At 68.7% G+C, this 22,128-nt stretch carries 18 protein-coding genes; 8 read left to right on the forward strand and 10 right to left on the reverse strand.

Annotation, left to right across the window (positions count from 1 at the left end):
• Positions 1-35: 35 nt before the first annotated feature.
• From ASE28_RS00915 to hemN, 4 genes are all read right to left on the reverse strand, one after another.
• On the reverse strand, positions 36-2,504 hold the full coding sequence (locus ASE28_RS00915; protein WP_057263863.1) for a bifunctional diguanylate cyclase/phosphodiesterase: 2,469 nt from the start codon (positions 2,502-2,504) through the stop codon (positions 36-38).
• Positions 2,501-3,829, reverse strand: coding sequence for an HD-GYP domain-containing protein (locus tag ASE28_RS00920; protein WP_057263865.1), 1,329 nt, complete (start codon positions 3,827-3,829; stop codon positions 2,501-2,503). Before ASE28_RS00920 ends, ASE28_RS00915 begins: the two co-directional genes overlap by 4 nt.
• 341 nt (positions 3,830-4,170) lie before the next feature.
• On the reverse strand, positions 4,171-4,896 hold the full coding sequence (locus ASE28_RS00925) for a sulfite exporter TauE/SafE family protein (RefSeq protein WP_057263867.1): 726 nt from the start codon (positions 4,894-4,896) through the stop codon (positions 4,171-4,173).
• A gap of 2 nt (positions 4,897-4,898) precedes the next feature.
• The gene (gene hemN, locus ASE28_RS00930) at positions 4,899-6,281 is read right to left on the reverse strand and encodes an oxygen-independent coproporphyrinogen III oxidase (protein WP_057263869.1); all 1,383 of its coding nucleotides are present in this window, start codon (positions 6,279-6,281) and stop codon (positions 4,899-4,901) included.
• Between the two features lie 172 nt (positions 6,282-6,453).
• On the opposite strand from hemN, the gene fnr reads away from it, so the two are divergent.
• The gene (fnr, locus tag ASE28_RS00935; protein ID WP_057263871.1) at positions 6,454-7,173 is read left to right on the forward strand and encodes a fumarate/nitrate reduction transcriptional regulator Fnr; all 720 of its coding nucleotides are present in this window, start codon (positions 6,454-6,456) and stop codon (positions 7,171-7,173) included.
• 4 nt (positions 7,174-7,177) lie between these two features.
• Here fnr and ASE28_RS00940 read toward each other — a convergent pair whose 3' ends face one another.
• From ASE28_RS00940 to ASE28_RS00950, 3 genes are all read right to left on the reverse strand, one after another.
• Positions 7,178-7,786, reverse strand: coding sequence for a histidine phosphatase family protein (locus ASE28_RS00940; protein ID WP_082607804.1), 609 nt, complete (start codon positions 7,784-7,786; stop codon positions 7,178-7,180).
• The gene (locus ASE28_RS00945) at positions 7,758-8,729 is read right to left on the reverse strand and encodes an MBL fold metallo-hydrolase (protein ID WP_057263875.1); all 972 of its coding nucleotides are present in this window, start codon (positions 8,727-8,729) and stop codon (positions 7,758-7,760) included. The genes ASE28_RS00940 and ASE28_RS00945 overlap by 29 nt, the downstream gene beginning before the upstream one ends.
• Positions 8,730-8,849: 120 nt before the next feature.
• On the reverse strand, positions 8,850-9,830 hold the full coding sequence (locus ASE28_RS00950) for a tripartite tricarboxylate transporter substrate binding protein (RefSeq protein WP_057263877.1): 981 nt from the start codon (positions 9,828-9,830) through the stop codon (positions 8,850-8,852).
• Positions 9,831-9,925: 95 nt separating this feature from the next.
• Between ASE28_RS00950 and ASE28_RS00955 the strand changes: the two genes are divergently transcribed.
• The 3 genes from ASE28_RS00955 (at position 9,926) to iaaH (ending at position 14,801) form a co-directional block, all read left to right on the forward strand.
• Positions 9,926-10,738 carry an IclR family transcriptional regulator gene (locus ASE28_RS00955; protein ID WP_057263879.1) on the forward strand — a complete coding sequence of 271 codons (813 nt, stop codon included), beginning with the start codon at positions 9,926-9,928 and terminating at the stop codon, positions 10,736-10,738.
• Positions 10,739-10,793: 55 nt separating this feature from the next.
• Positions 10,794-13,133, forward strand: a complete 2,340-nt coding sequence (locus tag ASE28_RS00960) for a cytochrome P450/oxidoreductase (protein ID WP_057263881.1) — start codon at positions 10,794-10,796, stop codon at positions 13,131-13,133.
• Positions 13,134-13,244: 111 nt separating this feature from the next.
• Positions 13,245-14,801: an indoleacetamide hydrolase gene (iaaH, locus tag ASE28_RS00965; RefSeq protein WP_235516009.1), complete on the forward strand. Its 1,557-nt coding sequence runs from the start codon at positions 13,245-13,247 to the stop codon at positions 14,799-14,801.
• On the opposite strand, the gene ASE28_RS00970 is transcribed toward iaaH, so the two are convergent.
• Positions 14,798-15,730, reverse strand: coding sequence for a LysR family transcriptional regulator (locus tag ASE28_RS00970; RefSeq protein ID WP_057206368.1), 933 nt, complete (start codon positions 15,728-15,730; stop codon positions 14,798-14,800). The two genes, iaaH and ASE28_RS00970, sit on opposite strands and share 4 nt — an antisense overlap.
• A 98-nt stretch (positions 15,731-15,828) precedes the next feature.
• On the opposite strand from ASE28_RS00970, the gene ASE28_RS00975 reads away from it, so the two are divergent.
• Both ASE28_RS00975 and ASE28_RS00980 read left to right on the forward strand, forming a co-directional pair.
• A complete protein-coding gene (locus ASE28_RS00975) occupies positions 15,829-16,512 on the forward strand; it encodes a glutathione S-transferase family protein (RefSeq protein ID WP_057263883.1) in 684 nt (227 codons plus the stop codon).
• A 48-nt stretch (positions 16,513-16,560) separates the two neighbouring features.
• Positions 16,561-17,562 (forward strand): MBL fold metallo-hydrolase, encoded by a 1,002-nt coding sequence (locus ASE28_RS00980; protein ID WP_057263885.1) that lies wholly within the window; start codon positions 16,561-16,563, stop codon positions 17,560-17,562.
• 56 nt (positions 17,563-17,618) lie between these two features.
• Here the strand turns inward: ASE28_RS00980 and ASE28_RS00985 are convergent, their stop codons facing one another.
• Positions 17,619-18,503, reverse strand: coding sequence for a LysR substrate-binding domain-containing protein (locus ASE28_RS00985; protein ID WP_057263888.1), 885 nt, complete (start codon positions 18,501-18,503; stop codon positions 17,619-17,621).
• 180 nt (positions 18,504-18,683) lie between these two features.
• On the opposite strand from ASE28_RS00985, the gene ASE28_RS00990 reads away from it, so the two are divergent.
• Both ASE28_RS00990 and ASE28_RS00995 read left to right on the forward strand, forming a co-directional pair.
• Complete coding sequence (locus ASE28_RS00990) at positions 18,684-19,709, forward strand: tripartite tricarboxylate transporter substrate binding protein (RefSeq protein WP_057263889.1); 1,026 nt, start codon at positions 18,684-18,686, stop codon at positions 19,707-19,709.
• Positions 19,710-19,713: 4 nt separating this feature from the next.
• On the forward strand, positions 19,714-21,186 hold the full coding sequence (locus tag ASE28_RS00995) for an amidohydrolase family protein (RefSeq protein WP_057263892.1): 1,473 nt from the start codon (positions 19,714-19,716) through the stop codon (positions 21,184-21,186).
• A gap of 48 nt (positions 21,187-21,234) precedes the next feature.
• Here the strand turns inward: ASE28_RS00995 and ASE28_RS01000 are convergent, their stop codons facing one another.
• On the reverse strand, positions 21,235-22,005 hold the full coding sequence (locus ASE28_RS01000) for a helix-turn-helix transcriptional regulator (RefSeq protein ID WP_057263894.1): 771 nt from the start codon (positions 22,003-22,005) through the stop codon (positions 21,235-21,237).
• Positions 22,006-22,128: the final 123 nt, after the last annotated feature.

The raw sequence follows: 22,128 nt of genomic DNA on the forward strand, positions 1-22,128 counted from the left end.
CCCAGCTCTTTGCAACGACAAATGCCCCTGAGGGCTCAGTCACCAGGCTCTGGCGCGGGCTTCGCAGCCACAGGCTGCGGCGCCGGCACACCGGGCGGTGCCACCGTAGGCCGGCCCAGCAGGCGCCGAAAGTCCTCGGCCGGCAGGCCGGGCGCACACAGAAAACCTTGGTAGTGGTCGCAGTGCATCTGCTGCAGCACGGCACGCTGCACTTCGGTCTCCACCCCTTCGGCCACCACCTCGATGCGCATCGCGCGGCCCATGCTGATGATGGCGCTGACGATGGCGCGGTCGCCATCGTCGTCGGGCAGGCCGCGCACGAAGGACTGGTCGATCTTGAGCTTGTGGATGGGCAGCTTCTTGAGGTACGCCAGGCTCGAATAGCCGGTGCCGAAGTCGTCGATGGCCAGGCTCACACCCAGGCCCGCCAGTTCGTGCAGGCGCTGCTCCATTTCGGTAGCGTCCTGCAGCAAAATGGTTTCGGTCAGCTCCAGCTCCAGCAGTGTGGGCGGCAACTGGTGCACGGCCAACAGGCGCGTGAGCCGCTCCACGAAGTCGGGCTGGCGGAATTCGAGCGCCGAGACGTTGACCGACACCACGATGGGGTGGCCGCTGTGGATCCAGGCCGCCGCCTCGCGCACGGCCTGCTCCATCACCCAGGCGCCCAGCGTGACGATGTAGCCGGATTCTTCGGCCAGCGGGATGAACATGCCGGGCGAGACGGAGCCGAACTCGGGGTCGGTCCAGCGGATCAGCGCCTCGGCGCCGGTGATGGCACCGGTCTCCATGCTCACCTGCGGCTGGTAGTGCACGGCCATGCGCTGCTCGCCCAGGGCCTGGCGCATGGCGTGCTCCAGCTTCATGCGCGAGAGCAGGTTGGCGTTCATCTGCGGCTGGTAGAAGCCGTAGCTGCCCCGGCCGCGTTCCTTGACCTGGTACATGGCCGTGTCGGCCTGTTTGATGAGCTCGTCCAGCGAGCTGCCGTCCTGCGGGTACAGCGCCATGCCGATGCTGCACTGGATCGAAAAGCCCATGCTGTCAAGCGTGAAGGGGCGCAGCATCTCATCCAGGATGCGGCGCGCCACGCTCTCGGCCACCACGGCATCGCCGCCGTGCAGGTAGATCACGAACTCGTCGCCGCCCAGGCGGCACAGCATGTCGGTCTGGCGCAGGCAGGTCTGCAGGCGCTCGGCCACCAGCTGCAGCACGCGGTCGCCGAACGGGTGGCCCAGCGAGTCGTTGATGATCTTGAAGCGGTCGAGGTCCAGGAAAAGAATGGCAAAGCCGGTGTCGCTCTGGCGCGCACCCTGGATCGCCGTGTCCACGCGCTGCGACAGCAGCAGCCGGTTGGGCAGGCCGGTGAGCACATCGCTGTAGGCCAGCTCTTCGATGCGCTTTTGTGCGGCGTGCTGCAAGGTGAGGTCGCGCATGAAGACGATGCTCTGCACCAGCCGGTCCTCGTCGTCGCGCAGCGCCACCCAGGACAGCTGCACGGCGCAGTAGGCGTCGTTTTCGCGGGGCAGCCACAGCTCGCCCTCCCAGAAGCCCTCGCGCGCCCAGCCGGCCTCGACCTGGGCCATGAAGTCGGCATCGGGCCCGCCACCGAACAGCGAGGCTGCAGCCGCACCCTCGAAGGCGCGCGCGGTCTTGCCCACCAGGCGCTCGCAGCCGGGGTTCATGCGCATCAGGCGGTGGTGGCTGTCGGCGATGAAGATCGCGTCCATGCTCGACTCGAACACCCGCGCCGCCAGGCGCAGGCTGGCCTGCACCTCGTTCTGGCGCGTGATGTCGCGAAACGAATACACCCGCCCCACGGCGCGCCCCTGGCTGAACTGGGGCACCGAGCGGCGCTCCAGGCTCATGCCGTTGCGCAGCCCGAGGATGTCGATGCTCTCCTGCATAGGCTCGGCCACCACGGCGGCCAGGCGCTCGACGTAGGTGGGCACGTCGGCCACCTGGTCGGCCATGTGGGCAAACAAGGCCTCGTCGTCGCGGCGCACCAGCAGCGGGGCCGGCACGTTCCACAGCTGGGCCAGCCGCTGGTTGAAGGCGCGCACCCGCCCATCGAGGCTGCACACGAGCATGCCGTCGGCGGCCGAATCGAGCGTGGCACGCAGCTCGGCCAACAGGGTTTCGAGCTCGCGCTCGGTGGCCTGCTGGTGGCTTCGGTCCACCATGGTGACGAGGAAGGCCGTGCCGCCTTCGAGCCGGGGCACGCGCGTCACGCGCCGCTCCACCGCCACCAGGATGCCGGTGGCGTGCAGCACGCTGGTGTGCGAATGGATGCCGTCGGCCACCACGGCGGCCGGCTGGCTCCAGAAGATCTGGTCCTGCGGCGTGGCCGCCAGCAGGGTGACCGGCGTGCCCAGCATGTCGGCGATGGTCAGGCCCGTCAGGTGCTCGGCCGCCTGGTTGGCGGCCAGGATGTACAGGGTCTTTTCATCGACGAGCCATACCGCCTCCAGCAAACCGTCGATCCATGCCTGCGGCAGCGGCCGGATCACGCTCCACCCTCGTCGGGGACGGGGGCCACGGCACGCTCGAAGAAGTAGCAGATGCGCTTGCGCGGCGACAGGTAGTCGAGCGCCTCGCGCGGCAGCTGGGCGGGCTTGAGGCTGCGGCGTATGCCGAGCTCGGGCACCGTCTCCAGGTCCAGGATGGGCGCCTCGTCCTTGGGCACGCGCGGGTCGTGCACGATGACCTTGGGGCGCAGCGGCCGCGAGGAGTTGACCGAGGCCACGATGGCGTAGCGGTCGTTGACCAGCTGCACGATGGAGCCCGGCGGGTACACCCCCATCATGCGGATGAAGGCCCCCAGCACAACGGCGTCGAAACGCGCCTTGTGCTGGGCGAAGATGACGGACAGCGCCTCGTGCGGGGTCAGCCCGCCCATGCCGCTGCCGGGGCTGCACAGGCGGTCATAGTGGTTCACCAGCGCCAGCACCTGGCCGGGGCGCGAGAGGTCTGCCGCCGTGAGCCGCATCGGAAAACCGCTGCCGTCCACCATCTCATGGTGCTGCGCAATGGCCAGCAGCACCGGCTTGCCCAGGCCCATGCGGCCCGCCAGCGCCACGGATTCGCGCACATGGCCTTCGTAGCGGGCGCGGTCGGGCGCGGGCATGTGGGCCTGTACGTTCTTGAACGCGTCGGGCAGGCGCATCTTGCCCAGGTCATGGATCAGGGCGGCCACGCCCAGGTCCTGCAGGTCCTCGGCCTTCATGCCCAGGGCCTTGCCCAGCAACAGGCTGACGACCAGCACGTTCACGGGGTGCAGCGCCCCGGGCTCGCCCACGCCTTCGGAGAGCAGGCGGATCACCGAATCGCCGTTGTTGAGCAGGTCGCTGACGCAGCCGGCCACCAGCACTTCACCCTCGGTGCGGGCGCGCTCGGGGTGGTCCACGACCACCTTTTCCAGCGCCACATAGCGGCGCGTGGCCTCGCCAAAGCGCTGGTTGCACAGGGCCAGGGCGCGGTTCTGCGCCTCCAGCAGCCGGCGCCGGCGGGCGGCGGCTTCGTCCACAGCCGGGTCGGGTGGCACAGCCAGCGGAGCGGGGGCCGTCGCCTCCCGCGCGGCGCCTGGAGCATCGGCGGGCGGTGCATCCTCGGGGCTACCCACCGGGGGCAGCGCCAGCTCGCGCAGGTCGGGATCACTCTTCTTGGGGACGTAGCGCACCTCCGTCAGCCCCAGTTCGCGCAAGGTGGCGATCTGCTCGGCAGACGCCACCCGGAAACTGCTCACAGGAAACGGATGGTGCATCCAGCCGAGGTCGAGCTGGATGTACATGCCGATGCGCAGCTGGCTGATGTCGATGAGGATGGAAGAATTCACTTCGGGGCGTACGGGTGGAAGCACGGCGGCACCGCTGCCACCATTGGTTACACCATTATCACCAGTTCTGAAGGCCTGTCTTGTCTTGCAATGTCATAGGACATAGCCATGGCAATACTGTCTCGAATTCGGTGATGCAATGCGCAACACCCCGGGGGAAACCCTGCACCACAGCGTTGCGCCAAAGCCGCGTTTCGCTCCCGGCCGCATCCCTGCAGACGCAGAGCCCTGGCAATGCACCGATCAGGCGGCCCTGCGATCCGTGCAACTGCGTAGGACGCGCAAAACAACAGCGGGTGGCTGCGGTGGGGGGCTCCCAGCCGCTTGGCTGACCGGGTGTATCACCGGCACCACAACGAGGGCTTGTAGACCAGGTCCATCCACAGCGCCCAGCCGGCCGCTGCGCACAGCAGCCCCCCGGCCACGCGCGTGCCCCAATCGGCCCGGGCCTGGTTGATGCGGCTGCGCAGGCGCGACCAGAGCCACGGCCCGCCCATCAGCCACAGGCCACTGCCCAGGGCGAACAGCGCCATGGTGGCGCCCCCCTGCACCGGCCCACCGCTGAGCGCCGCCACCAGCAGGGCCGAGTACAGCAGGCCGCAGGGCATCAGCGCCCAGAGCAGCCCGGCCGCACCCACACCGCCCGCCCCGGCTGTCAACGGTCGCACGCGCTGCCACACCGCCCGCCCCAGCCCTTCCACCCAGGCCGGCTGGCGCGCCTGCACCAGGAGCAGCAGGCCCCAAGCCATCATGGCCAGGTGCGCAAAGGTCCAGGCCGGCTGCAGCGCTGCTGTGCGCTGGGTTAGCCAGGCCAGGCTGTCCATGGCCAAGGCGGCCGTCGCGCCCAGGCCCGCATAGCCCGCCACCCGCCCACCATGGAAGGCCAGCATCCGGCCGAGGGCCAGCGATGGCGGCTCCAGCCGGGCACCCGCCGGCCCGGTCCAACGCACAGGCTGGGTTCCGGCCTGCCCCACCAGCGCCCCGCAAGGCGCCGCGCACATGGCCAGGCAGTGCGGGCCGCCGGCCAGGCCCATCAGCAGCGCGGTCCAGCCCAGGGTGGACAGCATGGTCAGATGATCCGGGAGAACCGGGCGCGGTTGCGGTCGGCCTGCAGGTAGCGGTCGAACACCATGGCAATGCCGCGAACGAAGAACCAGCCCATGGCCGAGACGGTGATGCCCTCCTCGGTCACGCTGACCAGGCCCTGCGCCTGCAGGCCTGCCAGCTGCTCCAGCTCGGCCGCGAAGGTGCGCCGGAAATCGATCAGCCAGCCCGCCTCGATGGATTCGAACAGCAGCTCGCCCTGGCACATCAGCGCCATGATCACGGCGCGGCGCACCAGGTCGTCGCGGTTCAGGGCCAGGCCGCGCACCACGGGCAGGCGGCCCTGGTCCAGCAGGTCATAGTACTCGTCCAGGGTCTTGGCGTTCTGGCTGTAGGTGGCGCCCACACGGCCGATGGCCGAGACCCCGAGGGCGATCAGGTCGCAGTCGGGCTGGGTGCTGTAGCCCTGGAAGTTGCGGTGCAGCCGCCCCTGGCGTTTGGCCACGGCCAGCGCATCAGTGGGCAGGGCGAAGTGGTCCATGCCCACGTACACATAGCCCGCGTCCATGAACTGCTGCAGCGAGCGCGAGAGCATGGCCACCTTGGACGGCGCCGCCGGCAGCTCGGCCGGCACGATGCGCCGCTGCGGCTTGAAGCGTTCTGGAAGGTGGGCATAGGCATACAAGGCGATGCGGTCGGGCCGCAGCTGCTTGACCTGCTCCAGCGTACGGTCAAAGGACTCGGGCGTCTGCCGCGGCAGGCCGTAGATCAGGTCGACGTTGACCGAGTCGAAGCCCAGGCTGCGCGCCGCCTCCACCAGCGCAAACACCTGCCCAGCCGGCTGCACGCGGTGCACGGCCTTCTGCACGTCGGCATCGAAATCCTGCACGCCGAAGCTCAGGCGGTTGAAACCCAACTCGGCCAACACGGCCAGGCGCTCGGGGGTCACGGTACGCGGGTCCACCTCGATCGAGTATTCGCCACCCGGCGCAAACGTGAAGCTGCGCTTGAGCACCGCCATCAGCTCGCGCAGCTTGTCGTCCGACAGAAAGGTGGGCGTTCCCCCACCCAGGTGCAGCTGGCTCACCACCTGGCCCGTGCCGCAATGGGCCGTGTGCAGCTCCACCTCTCGCGCCAGGTAGCGCAGGTACACATCGCCCCGGTCGTGGTGCCTGGTGATGATCTTGTTGCAGGCGCAGTAGTAGCACAGCGATTCGCAAAACGGAATGTGCACATACAGCGACAGCGGCAGCGCCTTGCCCGGCGTGCCCGCCTTGCGCTGGGCCAGGGCCAGCACATAGTCGTCTTCGCCAAAGGCCTCCACGAAACGGTCGGCCGTGGGGTAGGAGGTATAACGGGGACCCGGCACGTCGAAACGGCTCAGGAGTTCGGGCGTCACAGCGGTCATGGGGAGCGTTTCCTTATTGGATATGCACTTTGCCGCAGCCCTGCGCCCCCGTCCTTGACCTATATCAAGTGTTGAGAGTCCCACAGGGCCCACAATTTGATGCATGTCAGCCACCACCATGCTCCTTCCACCGGATGCGATCCGTTCGCACCCCCACCCAGCTGCTGTGACCATGAACCCGCTCGCCATCAAAGTCGCCTGCTCCAACTGCAACCTGCGTGAGCTGTGCATGCCCGTGGGCCTGGACGAAAAGCAGCTGGAGCGCATCGACGAGATCGTGGCCGTGCGGCGCAAGGTCAAGCGCGGGGGCACGCTGTTCCACAACGGTGAGGTGTTCACCTCGCTGTACGCCATCCGCACCGGCTTCTTCAAGACCTGCGTGGCCACCGAGGACGGGCGCGACCAGGTGACGGGCTTTCAGATGGCGGGCGAGATCATCGGGCTGGACGGCATCGTCAACGACCACCACACCTGCGACGCCGTGGCGCTCGAAGATGCCGAGGTCTGCGTGATGCCATTCGACCGCATCGAGGAGCTCTCGCGCGAGGTCACGGCCCTGCAGCACCACGTGCACAAGATCATGAGCCGCGAGATCGTGCGCGAGCACGGTGTCATGCTGCTCTTGGGCAGCATGCGTGCCGAGGAGCGCCTGGCCGCCTTCTTGCTGAACCTGGTGCAGCGCCTGCACGCACGCGGGTTCTCCCAGTCCGAGTTGGTGCTGCGCATGACGCGCGAAGAAATCGGCAGCTACCTGGGCCTCAAGCTCGAAACGGTGAGCCGCACCTTCTCGAAATTCGCCGAGGACGGCATCGTCGAGGTCAAGCAGCGCCATGTGCGCATCCTGGATACCGATGCCTTGAAACGCATCGTGAATTCCCAGACCTGTAACTAGCCCCTCAGACCTGGACCTGCAAGCGGGCCAGCACCTCGGTCTTGCCGCTGCGGTCGGCGCGCAGGATCAGCGCCTCGCCCGAGCTGGTGTTGCTGCCCGCAAGATCGGACAGCACGAACATGTGCGTGAACCAGGCCTCGAAACGGCCGCCGCGTGCCGATGCGGTCGCCAGCGCCTGGCGCAGTTCGCGCAGATGGGCTGTGCCCGTGGTTTCGGGCGCCCCATGCGGTGAGCCCAGCGCCGGCCACACCTGGGGTGCGGCAAAGGCCAGCGTGGCCGTGTCGATGCAGCGGCACCAGGGGCTCGAAAGCACCTTGGCCGGCTGCAACTGGCGCTCCTTGAACCACACACCGGTGCGCCGCCCCTGCTCGCGGCCTTCTTCGCTGAGGTTGCGCTGCGTGCCGCAGTCGCCCAGGCGAAACCCCGGCGGATCGAAGGTGCCGGGCGCCAGCGCGTGGCGGAACGCGGCCACCACCCCGCCCTTGCGCAGCAGGGCCTCGGCCTCGGCGTCCTGAGCGGCCCAGGCGTGCAGCGTGGTCAACGCCAGCCCTGCGCCCAGAAGGGTGCGCCGGCCAACGGCCGCTTCAGGCTGCGGGTTGGAAGGCATAGCCATTGCCCGATGCGGCCACGCGCCCGAAAGCCGGGAACGGGAAGTGGAAGCCCCCAAGCATAGCGTTGCTGGCGGTGATGCGCTGGAACACCTCGCGCCGCACCTTGCGCGCGGCCTCGGCATCCATGTCGAAGGTCACGGCCCAATCGGGATTGCGGGCGAACAAGGCCGGCACGTTGGTCAGGTCGGCCACGTAAAAGAAGTTCTGACCGGCAGACTTGAGTTCGAACAGGGTATGGCCCGGCGTGTGCCCGTAGGCCGCCACGGACTGGATGCCCGGCGCCACCTCGGTGCCCGCCCCGAACTGCACCAGCGTGTCGGCCGGCATCGTGGCAAAGGTGCGGCGCACGTTCTCGAAGGCGCCCTTCATTCCCGCAGGAGCGGCCGCCATGCGGGCATCGTCCATCCAGAAGGCATGCTCGGCGGCCGGCACCAGCACCTTGGCCTTGGGGAAGGTCAGCACGCCCGCCTTGTTGCGAATGCCGTTGATGTGGTCGCCGTGGTAGTGGCTGATGAGCACGGTGTCGATGTCATCGGCCTTCAGGCCTGCAGCGGCCAGGCTCTCCAGCAGCTTGCCGGTGGTGGGGCCGCCAAATTCGCCCAGGCCCGTGTCGATCAGGATTTTGCGCCCGCCTGCCACCACCAGGAAGGGGGTGTAGGGCACGTCGATGTAGTCCGTGGGCAGGCCCTGCGAGGTGAGCAGCGCACGCACCTCGGCCAGCGGCGCGTTTTTCACGAACTCCTCGCCCAGGGGGCGGCGCGTGATGCCATCGACCAGCGCCACCACCTCCACATCGCCCACCTTCATGCGCCGAAAGCCGGGGTTGGGCAGGGTGGGCGTACCGAAGTTGGGCGCGTTCTGCGCCCACACGGGCACGAACGAGCCCGCAGCGTAAATGGCAGGGGCGGCAAGCCCAGCACCCAGGAAATGGCGGCGTGACAGCATGAAACTCTCCGGTATCGGGTTGAACTGATCAGTTTTCAACTGTACCGGGGGTGGCACGATGGCACCAGGCCCGGTTCAAACCAGTAGGGGCCATGGGGTCTTGCCGGGAGCGCGTATGCCTCAATCGAGGGTAATGCGCTGCGCCTTGATCAGCTTGTGCCACCGGTCCGTCTCGGTGCGGATCAGGTCTGCATACTGGGCCGGCGTGCTGGCCACGGGCTCGATGCCGAAGTCGATGAGCTTTTGCTTGACCGCAGGCTGGTTGATGGCCGCAGCCACCTGTTTTTGCAGCGAGGCCACCACGTCCGCCGGTGTGCCTGCGGGCGCGACGATGCCCACCTGGGCCGAGGCCTCGACGTTCTTGAAGCCCAGCTCGGCGAAGGTCGGCACATCGGGCAGCTGCGGCAGGCGCTTGGCACTGGCCACGGCCAGCGGCCGCACCTTGCCGGCCTTGATGAAGGCGCCACCGGCGGCCAGGTCGACCATCATGGCGGGAATCTGCCCGCCGGCCAGGTCCGTGAGCGCCGGCGCAGCGCCGCGGTAGGGGATGTGGGTCATGAACAGGCCGGCATCGACCTTGAGCAGCTCCATCGCCAGGTGGTGCGGGCTGCCCGCGCCGGCCGAGCCGAAGCTCATGGCGCCGGGCTTGGCCTTGGCCTTGGCGACGAAGTCCTTGGCGTCCTTGAAGTCGGCGCCCGGGTTGACCACTAGGATCATCGGGAACTTGCCCATCAGCGTCACGGGCAACAGGTCCTTGCTGGGGTTGTAGGTCAGCTTGCTGTACAGCGCGGGGTTGAACACCATGGTGCCGTTGTCGGCCGACAGGATGGTGTAGCCGTCGGGCGCGGCGCGTCCCGTTTCCACGGCGGCGATGGCCGTGTTGCCACCGGGCTTGTTGTCGATCAGTACCGGCTGGCCGACCTGGGTCGACAGCTGCTGGCCCACCGTGCGCGCGAGAAAATCGGAGCCGCCGCCCGCCGGGTACGGCACCAGCCAACGGATGGCCTTGGCCGGGTAGGTTTGCGCGCTGGCCGGGACGGCCCAGGCCAGCAGGGCCGGCAGAGCGAGCATTCCGGCCAACAAGCGACGATTCTTCAACATGTCTGCACCTCAGGGGATTAATATCTGCGTGATGTTACTCCGCTATGCGTAATAGCCTGGGGCAGCGTTTACCCTAGGTTTTCGACCAAAACACCATGACCACATCCCCTTCCACGGCCCGGGTGGCCGACCGCCGGCAACGCGTCCAATCGGCCGAAATGGGGCTCAGCGTGCTCAAGGCGCTGACCCGCCTGGGCGGTGCGGCCAGCCTGACCGCCACGGCCGCCGAGGTGGACGAGAGCCCTGCCAAGGTGCATCGCTACCTGGCCAGCCTGTGCCAGCAGGGCTTTGTCGAGCAGTCGCCCGTCAACCAGCACTACTACCTGGCGCAGGAGTCGATTGCCATTGGCCTGGCGGCCCTGCGCCAGTGCGACCCCATCCGCCTGGGCGAGGCGTCCCTGCAGCGGCTGCGCCAGGCGCTGGAGGTCACCGCCTTCCTGGCGGTCATGGGCAACAAGGGGGCCACCGTGCTGCGCATGGAAGAGCCCACCCTGCCCGTCACGGTGAACATCCGCGCGGGCTCGGTACTTTCCACGCTGTGGTCGGCCACGGGCCGGGTGTTCCTGGGCTTTTCCAGCGACCGGCTGGTGATCGACATGGCCGAGCAGGAGCTGGCCGAGGCCTCTGCGGACAGGCGCGCGCAGCTCGACGGCACCCGGCCCGTCGAGCAGTTGCGACAGCAAGTGCGAGCGCGGGGCTGGGCCGTCGCCCACGACTCGCTGCTCAAGGGCATCAGTGCGCTCGCGGCGCCGGTCTTCGACGCCACCGGCAATGTGTGCGCCTGCCTCACCACCCTGGGGGCCACGGGCGGCTTCGACCTGCGGCCCGATGGCGCCATCTGCCCCGCACTTCTGCAGGAGGCGCGGCTCATCAGCCGGGCCATGGGCTACCAGGGGAACCCAGGGTAAACCCGAGTCCTTGCATCTATATTGCGTAATACATTTACGCAAAAGGAGATTCACGATGACTGTCCCCGCCAACGCCTCCCGCTGCCCGGTCGACCATGCGGCGATGGCCGCCACCCTGAAAAGCCCCACGGGTTGCCCGGTGAGCGCGCGTGCGGCGGCGTTCGACCCGTTCGCACCCAGCTACCAGCAGAACCCGGCCGAGGTGGTGCGCTGGGCGCGCGAGGAGGAGCCCGTCTTCTACAGCCCCGAGCTGGGCTACTGGGTGGTGACGCGCTATGAGGACGTGAAGGCGGTGTTCCGCGACAACATTCTGTTCTCGCCTTCCGTCGCGCTCGAAAAGATCACCCCCGCCACCGACGAGGTGCTGGCCATCCTGAAAAGCTATGGCTTCGCGATGAACCGCACCATGGTCAACGAGGACGAGCCGGACCACATGGCGCGCCGGCGTCTGCTGATGGATGCCTTCATGCCCGAGCGCCTGATGGACTACGAGCAGCCCATCCGCGACTTGGCGCGCAAGTACATGGACCGCTTCGTGGACAAGGGGCGCGCGGACCTGGTGGCCGACATGTTCTACGAGATTCCGCTGACCATCGCGCTGCACTTTCTCGGCGTGCCGGACGAAGGGGCCGAACAGTTGCGCAACTTCGCGGTGGCGCACACCCTCAACACCTGGGGCCGGCCCACGGCGCAGGAGCAACTGGAGATCGCCCACAACGTGGGCCGCTTTTGGCAGACGGCCCAGGGCATTCTAGACACCATGATGGCCCAACCCGACGGCCAGGGCTGGATGTACGACTCGATCCGCCAGCACCACACACACCCGGACATCGTGACCGAGTCCTACCTGCGCTCAATGATGATGGCCATCCTGGCCGCTGCGCACGAGACCACGTCGAACGCCACAGCCAACGCCTTCATGACCCTGCTGTCGCACCGCCATGCGTGGGAAGAGATCTGCGCCCAACCCGCGCTGATCCCCAATGCGGTGGAAGAATGCCTGCGCGTGGCCGGCTCCATCATCGCCTGGCGGCGCATGGCCACGCGCGACACCGAGGTCGGCGGCGTGAAGATTCCCCAGGGCGGCAAGCTGCTGCTGTTCCAGGCATCGGCCAATGCGGACGCCAGCCACTTCGAGGACCCGGACCGGGTCGACCTGCACCGCGAGAACGCCGTCGAGCACCTGACCTTCGGCTACGGCGCACACCAGTGCATGGGCAAGAACATCGGGCGCATGCAGATGCGCATCTTTCTGGAAGAATTCGTGCGCCGCCTGCCGCACATCGCACTCGTCGAAGGGCAGCAGTTCGAGTTCCTCTCGAACACCTCGTTCCGGGGCCCGTCGGCGCTGTGGGTGCAGTGGGATCCGCTGCAGAACCCCGAGCGCCAGGCCGACAAGGCGCCTGCCGTGCTGGCGAAGTTCCAGATCGGCCCGCCGCCCAAGGACGGCATTGCCCGCGCGGTAGTGCTCAAGGACAAGATCCCCGAGGGCGACGGCCTCTACCGCTTCGTGATCGCCGCTGCCGGTAGCACGCCCCTGCCGGCCTGGACTGCAGGCTCGCACATCGACCTCATCGCCGGGGGCCACCGGCGCAAGTACTCGCTGTGCGGCGCGGGCGCCCACCCGGGCTGCTACGAGATCGTGGTGCAGCGCGAGGAAGGCGGGCGCGGCGGCTCGCGGCACTTCTGCGACACCCTGCAGCCCGGCGACGAACTGCAGCTCGCCGGTCCAAAGAACCTGTTTCGCATCGATGAGGCCGGCGCCCACCACATCCTGCTGGCCGCAGGCATCGGCATCACGCCCATCCTGGCCATGGCGGACCGGCTCAAGGCCTTGGGCCTGTCGTACGAGCTGCACTACGCGGGCCGGTCGCGCCAGAACATGGCGCTGCTCGCGCGCGTGCTCAAGGACCACGCCGGCCATGCCACCCTGCACATCAAGGCCGAGGGGCAGCGCATGGACCTGCCCGCGATGCTGCGGCATGTGGACGGCGGCACCCGCGTATATGCCTGCGGGCCGGACCGGCTGATCGCCGAACTCGAAACCCTGGGCGAGCACTGGCCCGAGAGCGTGCTGCGCTTCGAGCACTTCAGCACCGACAACGCAGCGCTCGACCCGAGCAAGGAGCACGCCTTCGTCGCCGAGCTCAAGGACTCGGGCCTCACCATCGAGGTGCCCCGGCATCAGACCCTGCTGCAGGCACTGCAGGCCGCGGGCGTCGATGTGCCCTGCGACTGCGGCGAGGGCCTGTGCGGGGCCTGCGAGGTGCAGGTGGCCGGTGGCGACATCGACCACCGCGACAAGGTGCTCACCAAGACGGAGCGACAGGCCAACCAGCGCATGATGGCCTGCTGCTCGCGGGCAGCGGGAGAACGTGTTGTATTGTTCCTTTGACGGAAGGCCGGGCCCCATTTGGTGGCCCGCCTCCTCAATCCTGGGGATACCGCGCCCGGCCATGCGCCGATAACCTGAAGGCTCCGATTTTCGACCTTCAGGAGCGCCTTCATGAGCCAGCCTTCGCCCGAGCCCCGCCGCCGGTTTCTGCAACGCACCGGCGCCCTCGCCGGCACCCTCACCGCCCCCGCCTGGCTGGCCGCCTGCGCGAGCACGGCATCCACGCCATCGGACCTCACCCAGCTGACATCCGCGCAGGCCATCGCACAGATCAAGGGCGGCCGGCTGTTGGCGGTGGACTATGTGGCAGCCCTGGTGGCGCGCGCCAAGGCGCTGCGGTCGCTCAACGCCCTCATCACGCTCGACGAAGCCGGCGCCCTGGCCGCCGCGCGGCGCATCGACGCAGCACGGGCATCCGGTGCGCCGCTCGGCCCGATGGCTGGCCTGGTGATCGTGGCCAAGGACAACATCAACACGGCCGACCTGCCCACCACAGGTGGCACGCCCGCGCTGCAGGGATTCAGGCCGCCGCGCACGGCACCGTCGCTGCAAAAGCTCATCGACGCGGGTGCCATCGTGCTGGGCAAGGCCAACCTGCACGAGCTGGCCTTCGGCATCACCAGCACCAATTTCTCGCCATTCGCTGGCGCCGTGGGCAACCCCTACGACCCCACGCGCATCCCCGGGGGCTCGTCGGGCGGCACGGCCGCAGCCATTGCCGCGCGCATGGTGGCGGCCGGCTTGGGCACGGACACGGGCGGCTCCACCCGCGTACCTGCCGCCCTGTGCGGTATCGTGGGCCTGCGCCCTTCGGTGGGCAATGGCGGCGCCGAGCGGCGCTACCACGACCCATTGGCTGTGGTGCCCATCAGCCACACGCGCGACACCGTGGGCCCCATGGGCCGCACCGTGGCCGACGTGGCGCTGCTCGATGCGGTGATCACCGGCGAGGCCAGCCTGCCCGCCATGCCGCTGTCCCGCGTGCGCCTGGGCCTGCCGCGCCCGCTGTGGGCGGGGCTCGATGCCTCGCTGGCCACGGTGGTGAACGCCGCCCTGGCCCAACTGCGCGCGGCCGGCGCCACGCTGGTGGAGGTGGACATGGCGCAACTGCTGCCACTCAACGAAAAGATGTCGTTCCAGATCGCGCTGCACGAGCCCGTGGCAGACCTGCCCGCCTACCTTGCGGCCAACAACGCCCCCGTGAAGACGGTGGCCGAGGTCGCGGCCAAGGTGGCCAGCCCCGACGTGCAGGGCGCCTTCGGTGCCATCACCGCCGATGCCTTTGGCGCCGCCTACCCCGAGGCCATGGCCGTGCACCGGCCGCAATTGCAGGCGCTGTATGCCAGCACCTTTGCGCAGGGCCAGTTCGATGCCCTTCTGTTCCCGACCACGCCACTGCCCGCCGTGCCCATGGACCGGGCCAAGGGCTCGTCCACCGTCAAGGTCAACGGCGGGGCGGATGCGGACACATTCGCCACCTTCATCCGCAACACCGACCCGGGCAGCAATGCCGGCATACCGGGCCTCTCGGTACCCGCGGGCCTGACCAGCGCGGGCCTGCCCGTGGGGCTGGAGCTCGACGGTCCGGTGGGCAGCGACCGCAGGCTGTTGGCCATTGGCCTGGAGATCGAGAAGGTGCTGGGCAGCGTGCCGGCGCCCAAGATCTAGGAGACCACCGCGTCTTCACCTGCCTGCTCTGCGACGGCCGTGACGAACAGCTCCCGCAGCCAGCGGTGCCCCGCATCTTCCTGCGCGCGGGCATGCCAGGCCATGGCCAGGTTGAAGGGCGGTATCTCGAACGGCGCGGGCAGTATCTCCAGGATCTGCGCGTAGCGGCGCAGCAGGTGGCTGGGCAGGGTGGCCACGCAGTCGGTGTGCGTGAGCACCAGGGCCACCTGGTTGTAGCTGGGCACGGTGACCACCACGCGCCGGCTGCGTGACAGGGCCGCGAGCAGGTCGTCGATCTGGCTGTGCGGGTGGCCCACCTGCGAGACCAGCACATGCGAGAGGCCGCAGTATTCGTCGAGCGTGGCGGCCACCTTGCCGCGCGGGTGGCCGATGCGCTGCGCCATCTCGAAGCGGTCGCCCATCAGAAAGCGTGACTTGAGCGGGCCCGGCACCTTGCCCACATCGCCCAGGTACAGGTCCACCTCGCCGCGCTCCATGCGCTCCACCAGCCCGGAGTCGGCCGCAGGCACGAAGCTCACGCGCAGGTCCGGGTTGCCGGTGCCCACGATGCGGCCGAGCGCCGCCAGGCCGAGGATGCTGAACACGCTGTCGTTCGCCGCGATGACGAAGGCGCGGCGCGCGGTGGCGGGGTCGAAGCTGTCGCCCAGCTCCACGGCACCGCGCAGCTGGTTGAGCGCCTCGCTGAGCCGAGGTTTCAACTCCAGCGCGCGGTGCGTGGGCACCATGCCGCGGCCGTTCTCGGCGGGCACCAGCAGCGGGTCTTCAAACAGGTCGCGCAGCTTGGCCAACTGGCCCGACAGGCTGGGCTGGCTGATGTTCAGGCGCCGCGCCGCGCGTGTGACGTTGAGCTCGTCGAGCAGCGCATCGAGCGAGATCAACAAGGGCAGATCGGAACGCCGGATATCCATGGTGCCTATACCTCCTATCGGCAATTCCGACTCACGCTGCAGTGCCTGCGCGCCCTATCGTTGCGCACCTTTCCACCGCACCGACTGTGAGTTTTCAGATGATCCAATTTTATTACCACCCCACCCCCAACCCGCGCAAGGTCGCGCTGCTGCTGGAGGAACTGGGCCTGCCCTACCAGATGGTGCCCGTCGATACCTCGAAGGGCGAGCAGCACAGCGCCGCCTACCGCGCCATCAACCCCAACGGCAAGGTGCCGGCGCTGGTCGATGGCGATGCCGTGGTGTTCGACAGCGCAGCCATTTTGCTGCACCTGGCCGAGAAGACCGGGCGCTTTCTCGGCGTGCCCGGTGCCGCAGGCCGCGCCGAGATGCTCTCGTGGCTGATGCTGGCCGCCACGGGCCTGGGCCCTTTCACCGGCCAGGCTGTGCATTTCACCCACTACGCCCCCGAACCCAAGGAGTATGCGCTGCACCGCTACCTGTTCGAGGCCGAGCGCCACTGGGCGCTGTTCGACGCACGGCTGGCCACGCGCCGCTATGTGCTGGGTGATGACGCCTACAGCATCATCGACATGTCGCTCTGGGGCTGGTGCGGCGGCCTGGCCTACCTGATAGGCGACGCGGCGTGGGCGAAGTTTCCGAACATCAAGCGCCATTTCGACGAACTCAATGCCCGGCCCGCCGCCATTGCGGCCATGGCCCTGGCCACCAGGCACGCCTTCAAGGCCGAGCTCGATGCCGATGCCAAGGCCCAGCTGTTCCAGCACGGCCGGGTGGCCTGAGGCCACCGCCATTCACCAGACCTCTACACACTTCATCCATTCCAAGACATGACCACAACACGCCGCTCCCTGATCTCCCTGGCCGTCGCCGCATCGCTGCTCGGCCCCGCTCTGGCCATCGCCCAGGCCGCTGCGCCTGCCGCCCCGGCCAGCGCTCCCACCGCCACCCAACAGGCCGGCTTCTACCGCTTCAGCGTGGGCGGCGTACAGGTCGTCGCCCTGTCCGACGGTACGGTGCCGCAGGACCTGCACACCCTGCTCACCAACACCACGCCCGCACAGACCGACCAGTTGCTGCAGCGCGGCTTCCTCGCCAACCCGGTGGAGGCATCGATCAACGCCTACCTGGTCTATGCCGGTGACCGCCTGGCCCTGGTCGACGCCGGTGCCGGCGCCTTCTTCGGTCCAGATGCCGGCGGCAAGCTGGTCGCCAGCCTCAAGGCCGCGGGCGTGGAGCCCGCGCAGATCCAGGATGTGCTGCTCACCCACATCCACACCGACCACAGCGGCGGTCTGGTCGATGCGCAGGGCCAGCGCGTGTTCCCCAACGCCACGGTCCATGTGGGCAAGCCGGACCTGGACTTCTTCCTCGCCCCCGCCAACCAGCAGGGCGTGCGCGGCTACGACAAAGCCTATTTCGAGCAGGCCACCACGGCCCTGGCGCCCTACGTGAAATCAGACCAGGTGCGCTCCTTCACCGGCGCGGTGGAGTTGGTACCCGGCATCCGCTCACGGCCCACCCCGGGCCACACGCCCGGCCACGCCTTCTTCGTGCTGCAGGGCAAGGGCGGCGAGGCGCTGGAATTCATCGGCGACATCCTGCATGTGCAAGCGGTGCAGATGCCCCGGCCGGACGTGACCATCGTCTACGACGTGGTGCCCCACGATGCCAAGGCGCAGCGCAAGCAGCAGTTCGCGCGCCTGGCCAAGGAGCGGCGCATGGTGGCTGCGGCGCACATCCCCTACCCGGGCGTGGGGTACCTGCGGGATGAGGGCAAGGGCAAGTACGCATTCGTGCCGGTGGACTACCGGTACCGCGCCGCCGATTGAGCGAAGCGCCTGTTCGTGGCCCCTGTTGAGACCGCGAGCAGGCCCGTGGGCCGGCGCTATTCGCGCGCCAACCCCAGCAGCCACTCGCGAAAGGTCTGAAGCGCCGGCAAGCGCTCCGACTCCTCGGGGTAGACCAGGTAGTAGCCCTTGGCGTAGCGCCACACGCGGGGGGACAAGCGCTGCAGCCGGCCGGCCTGCACCATGTCCTGCGCCATGTAGGCTGGCAGTAGCACCACGCCCAGGCCCGCCACGGCGGCGTTGAGCGCCATGGACATGATCTCGAAGCGCGGACCATCGCGCCCCGGGCTGGCGCCGATCTGCTCGAAGGCGAACCACTGCTCCCAGCCGTCGGGCAAGGTGTGGTGGTTGAGCAGCGCCGCGCGCGGCGTGCTTGCATCCACCCGCGCGCCATGGCGCTCCAGCCAGGCGGGCGCAGCGTAGGGCGACAGGTCCAGCGCAGCCACGAAGTCGCTGTGCAGGCCAGGGCGCTGGCCGTCGCCGAACTCCAGCGAGGCGTCGATGGCTCCGGTCTTGAAGTCCACCGGCCCCACGCGCGTGCTCAGGTTCAGCGTGATCTCGCCATGCGCGCGGGTGAAGGCAGGCAGGTGCGGAATCAGCCAGTACGCGCCAAGCGATGCGCCCACCGACAAGGCCAGCCCGCCGCCCCGCCCCTTGAAGGCCATCACGTTCACCGTGGCACGCTCCAGGCGCTGCAGCAGCGGGGTGACTTCGTCGAGGTAATAGCGGCCTGCGTCGGTGGGCACCAGCGCGTCGCGCCGGCGGGTGAACAGGCGCACGTCAAGCCGCTCCTCCAGCGCCTGGATCTGCCGGCTTACCGCGCCCTGGGTGAGGTGCAGTTCCTGCGCGGCAGCGGTGAACGAGCCCAGCCGCGCACTGGCTTCCAGGCACAGCAGCGACGTGGTCGAAGGGGCACGGTACATGCTTTACTCCATGAGGTATGCACATGATCGGTGCATTGAGCAGCTATGAAAAATCCCATTCACCACAAAGATGCATGAGCATTTTGCATGGTAGCCGCAGAAAACATGGTTTGTGCAAAACGGGGGCGGTTTCTAGCATTCCCATCGTGATCAGCCTTCAACAACGAAAGGAATGCGCCCATGACCTCCCCCGCTTCGCGGCCCTCTCCCACTGTGTCGCCCGCTGCAGCCACCCGCCGCCGGTGGCTGCAATCGGCCACCGCCGCGTCCGCCGCCGCACTGCTTCCGCAGTGGGCGCAGGCCGCCGCCGGCTACCCGGAGCGCCCCATCCGCCTGGTGCTGCCCTCGGCCGCTGGAGGCTCGCCCGACGCCATCGTGCGCATCCTCACCAACGAGCTGGCCAGGTCCATCGGCCAGCCCTTCGTGGTGGACAACAAGCCCGGCGCCAGCGGAGGCATCGGCATGGCGGACGTGTTCCGCGCCGCACCCGATGGCTACACCCTGGGCTACGGCAACGTGGGCACGCTGGCCATCAACCGCGCGCTGTATGCCAGGCTGCCCTACGACCCCGATGCCCTGGTGCCCATCGCCCTGCTGGGCTTCGTGCAGAACGCGCTGGTGGTGCGCAAGGATCTGCCGGCCAACAGCGTGAAGGAGCTGATCGCGCTGGCCCGCGTGAAACCCGGCGACCTGAGCATGGCATCGGCCGGCAGCGGCACCACCGGCCACCTGAGCGGAGAGCTGTTCAAGTCCATGGCGGGTGTGTCCATGACGCACATCCCCTACCGGGGCAGCCCCCAGGCCATCCAGGACCTGATGGGCGGCGTGGTCGACGTGATGTTCGACAACCTGAGCTCGATCACCCCGCACATCCAGTCGGGCCGGGTGCGCGTGCTGGCCGTCACGGGCGCCGCGCGCAGCCCGCTGCTGCCGCAGACGCCCACCGTGGCCGAGGCCGGTGTCAAGGGCTACGAGACCGTGGCCTGGGGCGGCATCGTCGCGCCGCCGGGCCTGCCCAAGCCGCTGGTGGCACAGCTGAACAAGGCCATCAACGACTTGCTGCGCCTGCCCACCGTGCAGGAGAAATACGCCGCCATCGGCTTCGAAGTGACGCCCGGCCCGGCCGAGCGGCTGATGGAGCGCGCGAAGAAGGAATCGCCCATGTGGGCCGAGATGGTCAAGCGCTCCGGCGCGCAGGTGGGTTGACCGCATGCTGGACCTGATCATCGCTGGGGGCACGGTCGTCGACGGCAGCGGTGCACCACGCTTACGCGCTGACGTGGGTGTGGCCCAGGGCCGCATCACCGCCGTGGGCGACCTGCGCGGCCAGCCGGCCCGGGCCCACCATGACGCCACAGGCCGCATCGTCTGCCCCGGCTTCATCGACGTGCACACGCACGACGACCGGTTGCTGCTGGGCACGCCGCACGGCCCCCACCCCAAGCTCACTCAGGGCGTGACCACGGTGGTCACCGGCAACTGCGGCATCAGCCTGGCGCCACTGCTGAGCGCCACCACGCCCCCGGCCCCGCTGGACCTGCTGGGCGCCGACGACTGGCGCTACGCGCGCTTTGGGGACTACCTCGATGCGCTGCAGGCCGCCCGCCCCGCGCTCAATGCCGTGTGCCTGGTGGGCCACTCCACCCTGCGCGTGCGCCACGTGGCCGATCTGGAGCGCCCCGCTACGCCGTCAGAGGCGGCCCGCATGGCGGCCGACCTGGCAGACGCGCTGGATGCGGGGGCCAGTGGCCTGTCCACCGGGCTGTACTACCCGCCAGCGCGCGCGGCCACCGCCGAAGAAGTGATAGCCGTGGGAGCCCCTATCACCGCAGCGCGCGGCATCCTCACCATGCACCTGCGCGATGAGGCCGACGCTATCGACGACGCGCTGCGCGAGGCCCTGCACATCGGCCGCGCCCTGGGCGTGGAGGCCGTGCTCTCGCACCACAAGCTCATCGGCCAGCGCAACCACGGCAGGTCGGTGCAGACCCTGGCCGCCGTGGACGCGGCCGCCGCGCACCAGCCGGTGTGCATGGACTGCTACCCCTACAACGCTTCATCCACCATGCTGCTGGCCGCGCGCGTGGGGCAGTCCAGCGAAGTATTGGTCACCTGGTCGCGCGGCGACCCCAGCGCCGCTGGCCGCTCGCTGTTCGCCCTGGCGCGCGAGCGCGGCTGCACGCCCGAGGCCCTGGTGGAGCAGTTGGCACCCGCTGGCGCGGTGTACTTCGCCATGCACGAGGACGATGTGCGCCGCATCCTGGCGCACCCGCTCACCATGGTCGGATCGGACGGACTGGCCCACGACGCCGTGCCCCACCCGCGCCTGTGGGGCACCTTCCCGCGCGTGCTGGGGCACTATGCGCGCGAGCAGTGCCTGTTCCCGCTGGAGACCGCCGTCTACAAGATGACCGGCCTGAGCGCACGCCGCTTCGGCCTGGCAGACCGGGGAATGATCGCGCCTGGGTATGCAGCCGACATCGTGGTCTTCGACGAGGCCCACGTGGCCGACCGCGCGAGCTTCGAGCATCCCACCACGCCGAGCATTGGTATCGACGCAGTCTTCGTCAACGGCCACCTGGCCTGCGAGCAGGGGCGCACGGTGCATGGGCATGCGGGGCAGGTGCTGCGGCGGCAGCAAGGTCAGCCCGCTTTGCCTGCGCCACAGGGCCAGATGGGTTGAAGAATGCGAGCGAAGCCTTCGCTCCGCACTCGCGGTCCAGGGACAGCCTCAGTGGGACCGCCTCGCCCCCAGCAGCCTCTGCACCAGTTCCGTACGGTTATGCACCCCGAACCGCTCGAACAGTGCATCCACATGCGTGCGCACGGTCGAGTAGCCAATCCCCAGCTCCGCCGCGATCTTCTTGTCGGGCCAGCCCGCGCACAGCGCCTGGGCGATTTCGCGGGCGCGGCCGTTGAGGCCTTGCCAGGGGTCGGGTGAAGCGGGTACAGGTGCGACCGGCGCCGTGTCCGCCGGCCGCGCGCCCAGCCGCCGCAGCGCGCCGGTGAACGCCGGCTGCACCAGCCGCAGCAAGTCCAGCGTGTCGCGGTCGAACGGCCCGCGCTGGCGGCTGCGCCAGATGCGCAGGTCACCGAGGTTGCGCCCGCCGTCCCAGGCAAAGAGGTTCACGCCGTGGTGCAGGCCGTCGCGGGCCAGGAAGTCGTTGAAGAACTCGGTCTTCATCAGTTCCTGCTGGGGCAGGATCTGCGTGACCAGGGTGGGCTCGCGGCGCTGGCGCAGTTGGTGGGTGATGGGGTCGCGGTACTGGTAGTACGCCTCGTACGCCCGCAGGTTGGCGTCGTCCATGTGGATGGAGGCGCGGTCGCCAAAGCGCTGGGCGCCGTCGTCCCAGGCGTACGAGGCGAAATGGTCGGCCTGCAGCAGGGCCAGCAGGTCGCTGCCCACGGCCAGGCGCAGCGGGGCGCTCGCCGGCAGTTCGGCAGCCTCCAGCCGGCCCATCAGGCGGGACAGCATTTCTACGCGGGCATGGCTCAGGTACATGGCGGGAGGGTGCGAGGCTTAGGCACAGCGATGGTGCTGGCCTGCCCGCTACTGTAGGGACATCACTGCCCGCATTCAAGAGCTGTGCCAGGCTCGCTTTCCCTTACACGATCTCGCTCTGGG

It is taken from the genome of Acidovorax sp. Root219, assembly GCF_001428665.1.
In the GTDB taxonomy this organism is placed as follows: domain Bacteria; phylum Pseudomonadota; class Gammaproteobacteria; order Burkholderiales; family Burkholderiaceae_C; genus Acidovorax.

Coding starts and splice junctions, on each gene's coding strand:
- ASE28_RS00925 (WP_057263867.1), bottom strand. CDS start 4,896: ATGCTGTCCACCCTGGGCTGGACCGCGCTGCTGATGGGCCTGGCCGGC.
- hemN (WP_057263869.1), bottom strand. CDS start 6,281: ATGACCGCTGTGACGCCCGAACTCCTGAGCCGTTTCGACGTGCCGGGT.
- fnr (WP_057263871.1), top strand. CDS start 6,454: ATGAACCCGCTCGCCATCAAAGTCGCCTGCTCCAACTGCAACCTGCGT.
- ASE28_RS00940 (WP_082607804.1), bottom strand. CDS start 7,786: ATGGCTATGCCTTCCAACCCGCAGCCTGAAGCGGCCGTTGGCCGGCGC.
- ASE28_RS00945 (WP_057263875.1), bottom strand. CDS start 8,729: ATGCTGTCACGCCGCCATTTCCTGGGTGCTGGGCTTGCCGCCCCTGCC.
- ASE28_RS00950 (WP_057263877.1), bottom strand. CDS start 9,830: ATGTTGAAGAATCGTCGCTTGTTGGCCGGAATGCTCGCTCTGCCGGCC.
- ASE28_RS00955 (WP_057263879.1), top strand. CDS start 9,926: ATGACCACATCCCCTTCCACGGCCCGGGTGGCCGACCGCCGGCAACGC.
- ASE28_RS00960 (WP_057263881.1), top strand. CDS start 10,794: ATGACTGTCCCCGCCAACGCCTCCCGCTGCCCGGTCGACCATGCGGCG.
- iaaH (WP_235516009.1), top strand. CDS start 13,245: ATGAGCCAGCCTTCGCCCGAGCCCCGCCGCCGGTTTCTGCAACGCACC.
- ASE28_RS00970 (WP_057206368.1), bottom strand. CDS start 15,730: ATGGATATCCGGCGTTCCGATCTGCCCTTGTTGATCTCGCTCGATGCG.
- ASE28_RS00975 (WP_057263883.1), top strand. CDS start 15,829: ATGATCCAATTTTATTACCACCCCACCCCCAACCCGCGCAAGGTCGCG.
- ASE28_RS00980 (WP_057263885.1), top strand. CDS start 16,561: ATGACCACAACACGCCGCTCCCTGATCTCCCTGGCCGTCGCCGCATCG.
- ASE28_RS00985 (WP_057263888.1), bottom strand. CDS start 18,503: ATGTACCGTGCCCCTTCGACCACGTCGCTGCTGTGCCTGGAAGCCAGT.
- ASE28_RS00990 (WP_057263889.1), top strand. CDS start 18,684: ATGACCTCCCCCGCTTCGCGGCCCTCTCCCACTGTGTCGCCCGCTGCA.
- ASE28_RS00995 (WP_057263892.1), top strand. CDS start 19,714: ATGCTGGACCTGATCATCGCTGGGGGCACGGTCGTCGACGGCAGCGGT.
- ASE28_RS01000 (WP_057263894.1), bottom strand. CDS start 22,005: ATGTACCTGAGCCATGCCCGCGTAGAAATGCTGTCCCGCCTGATGGGC.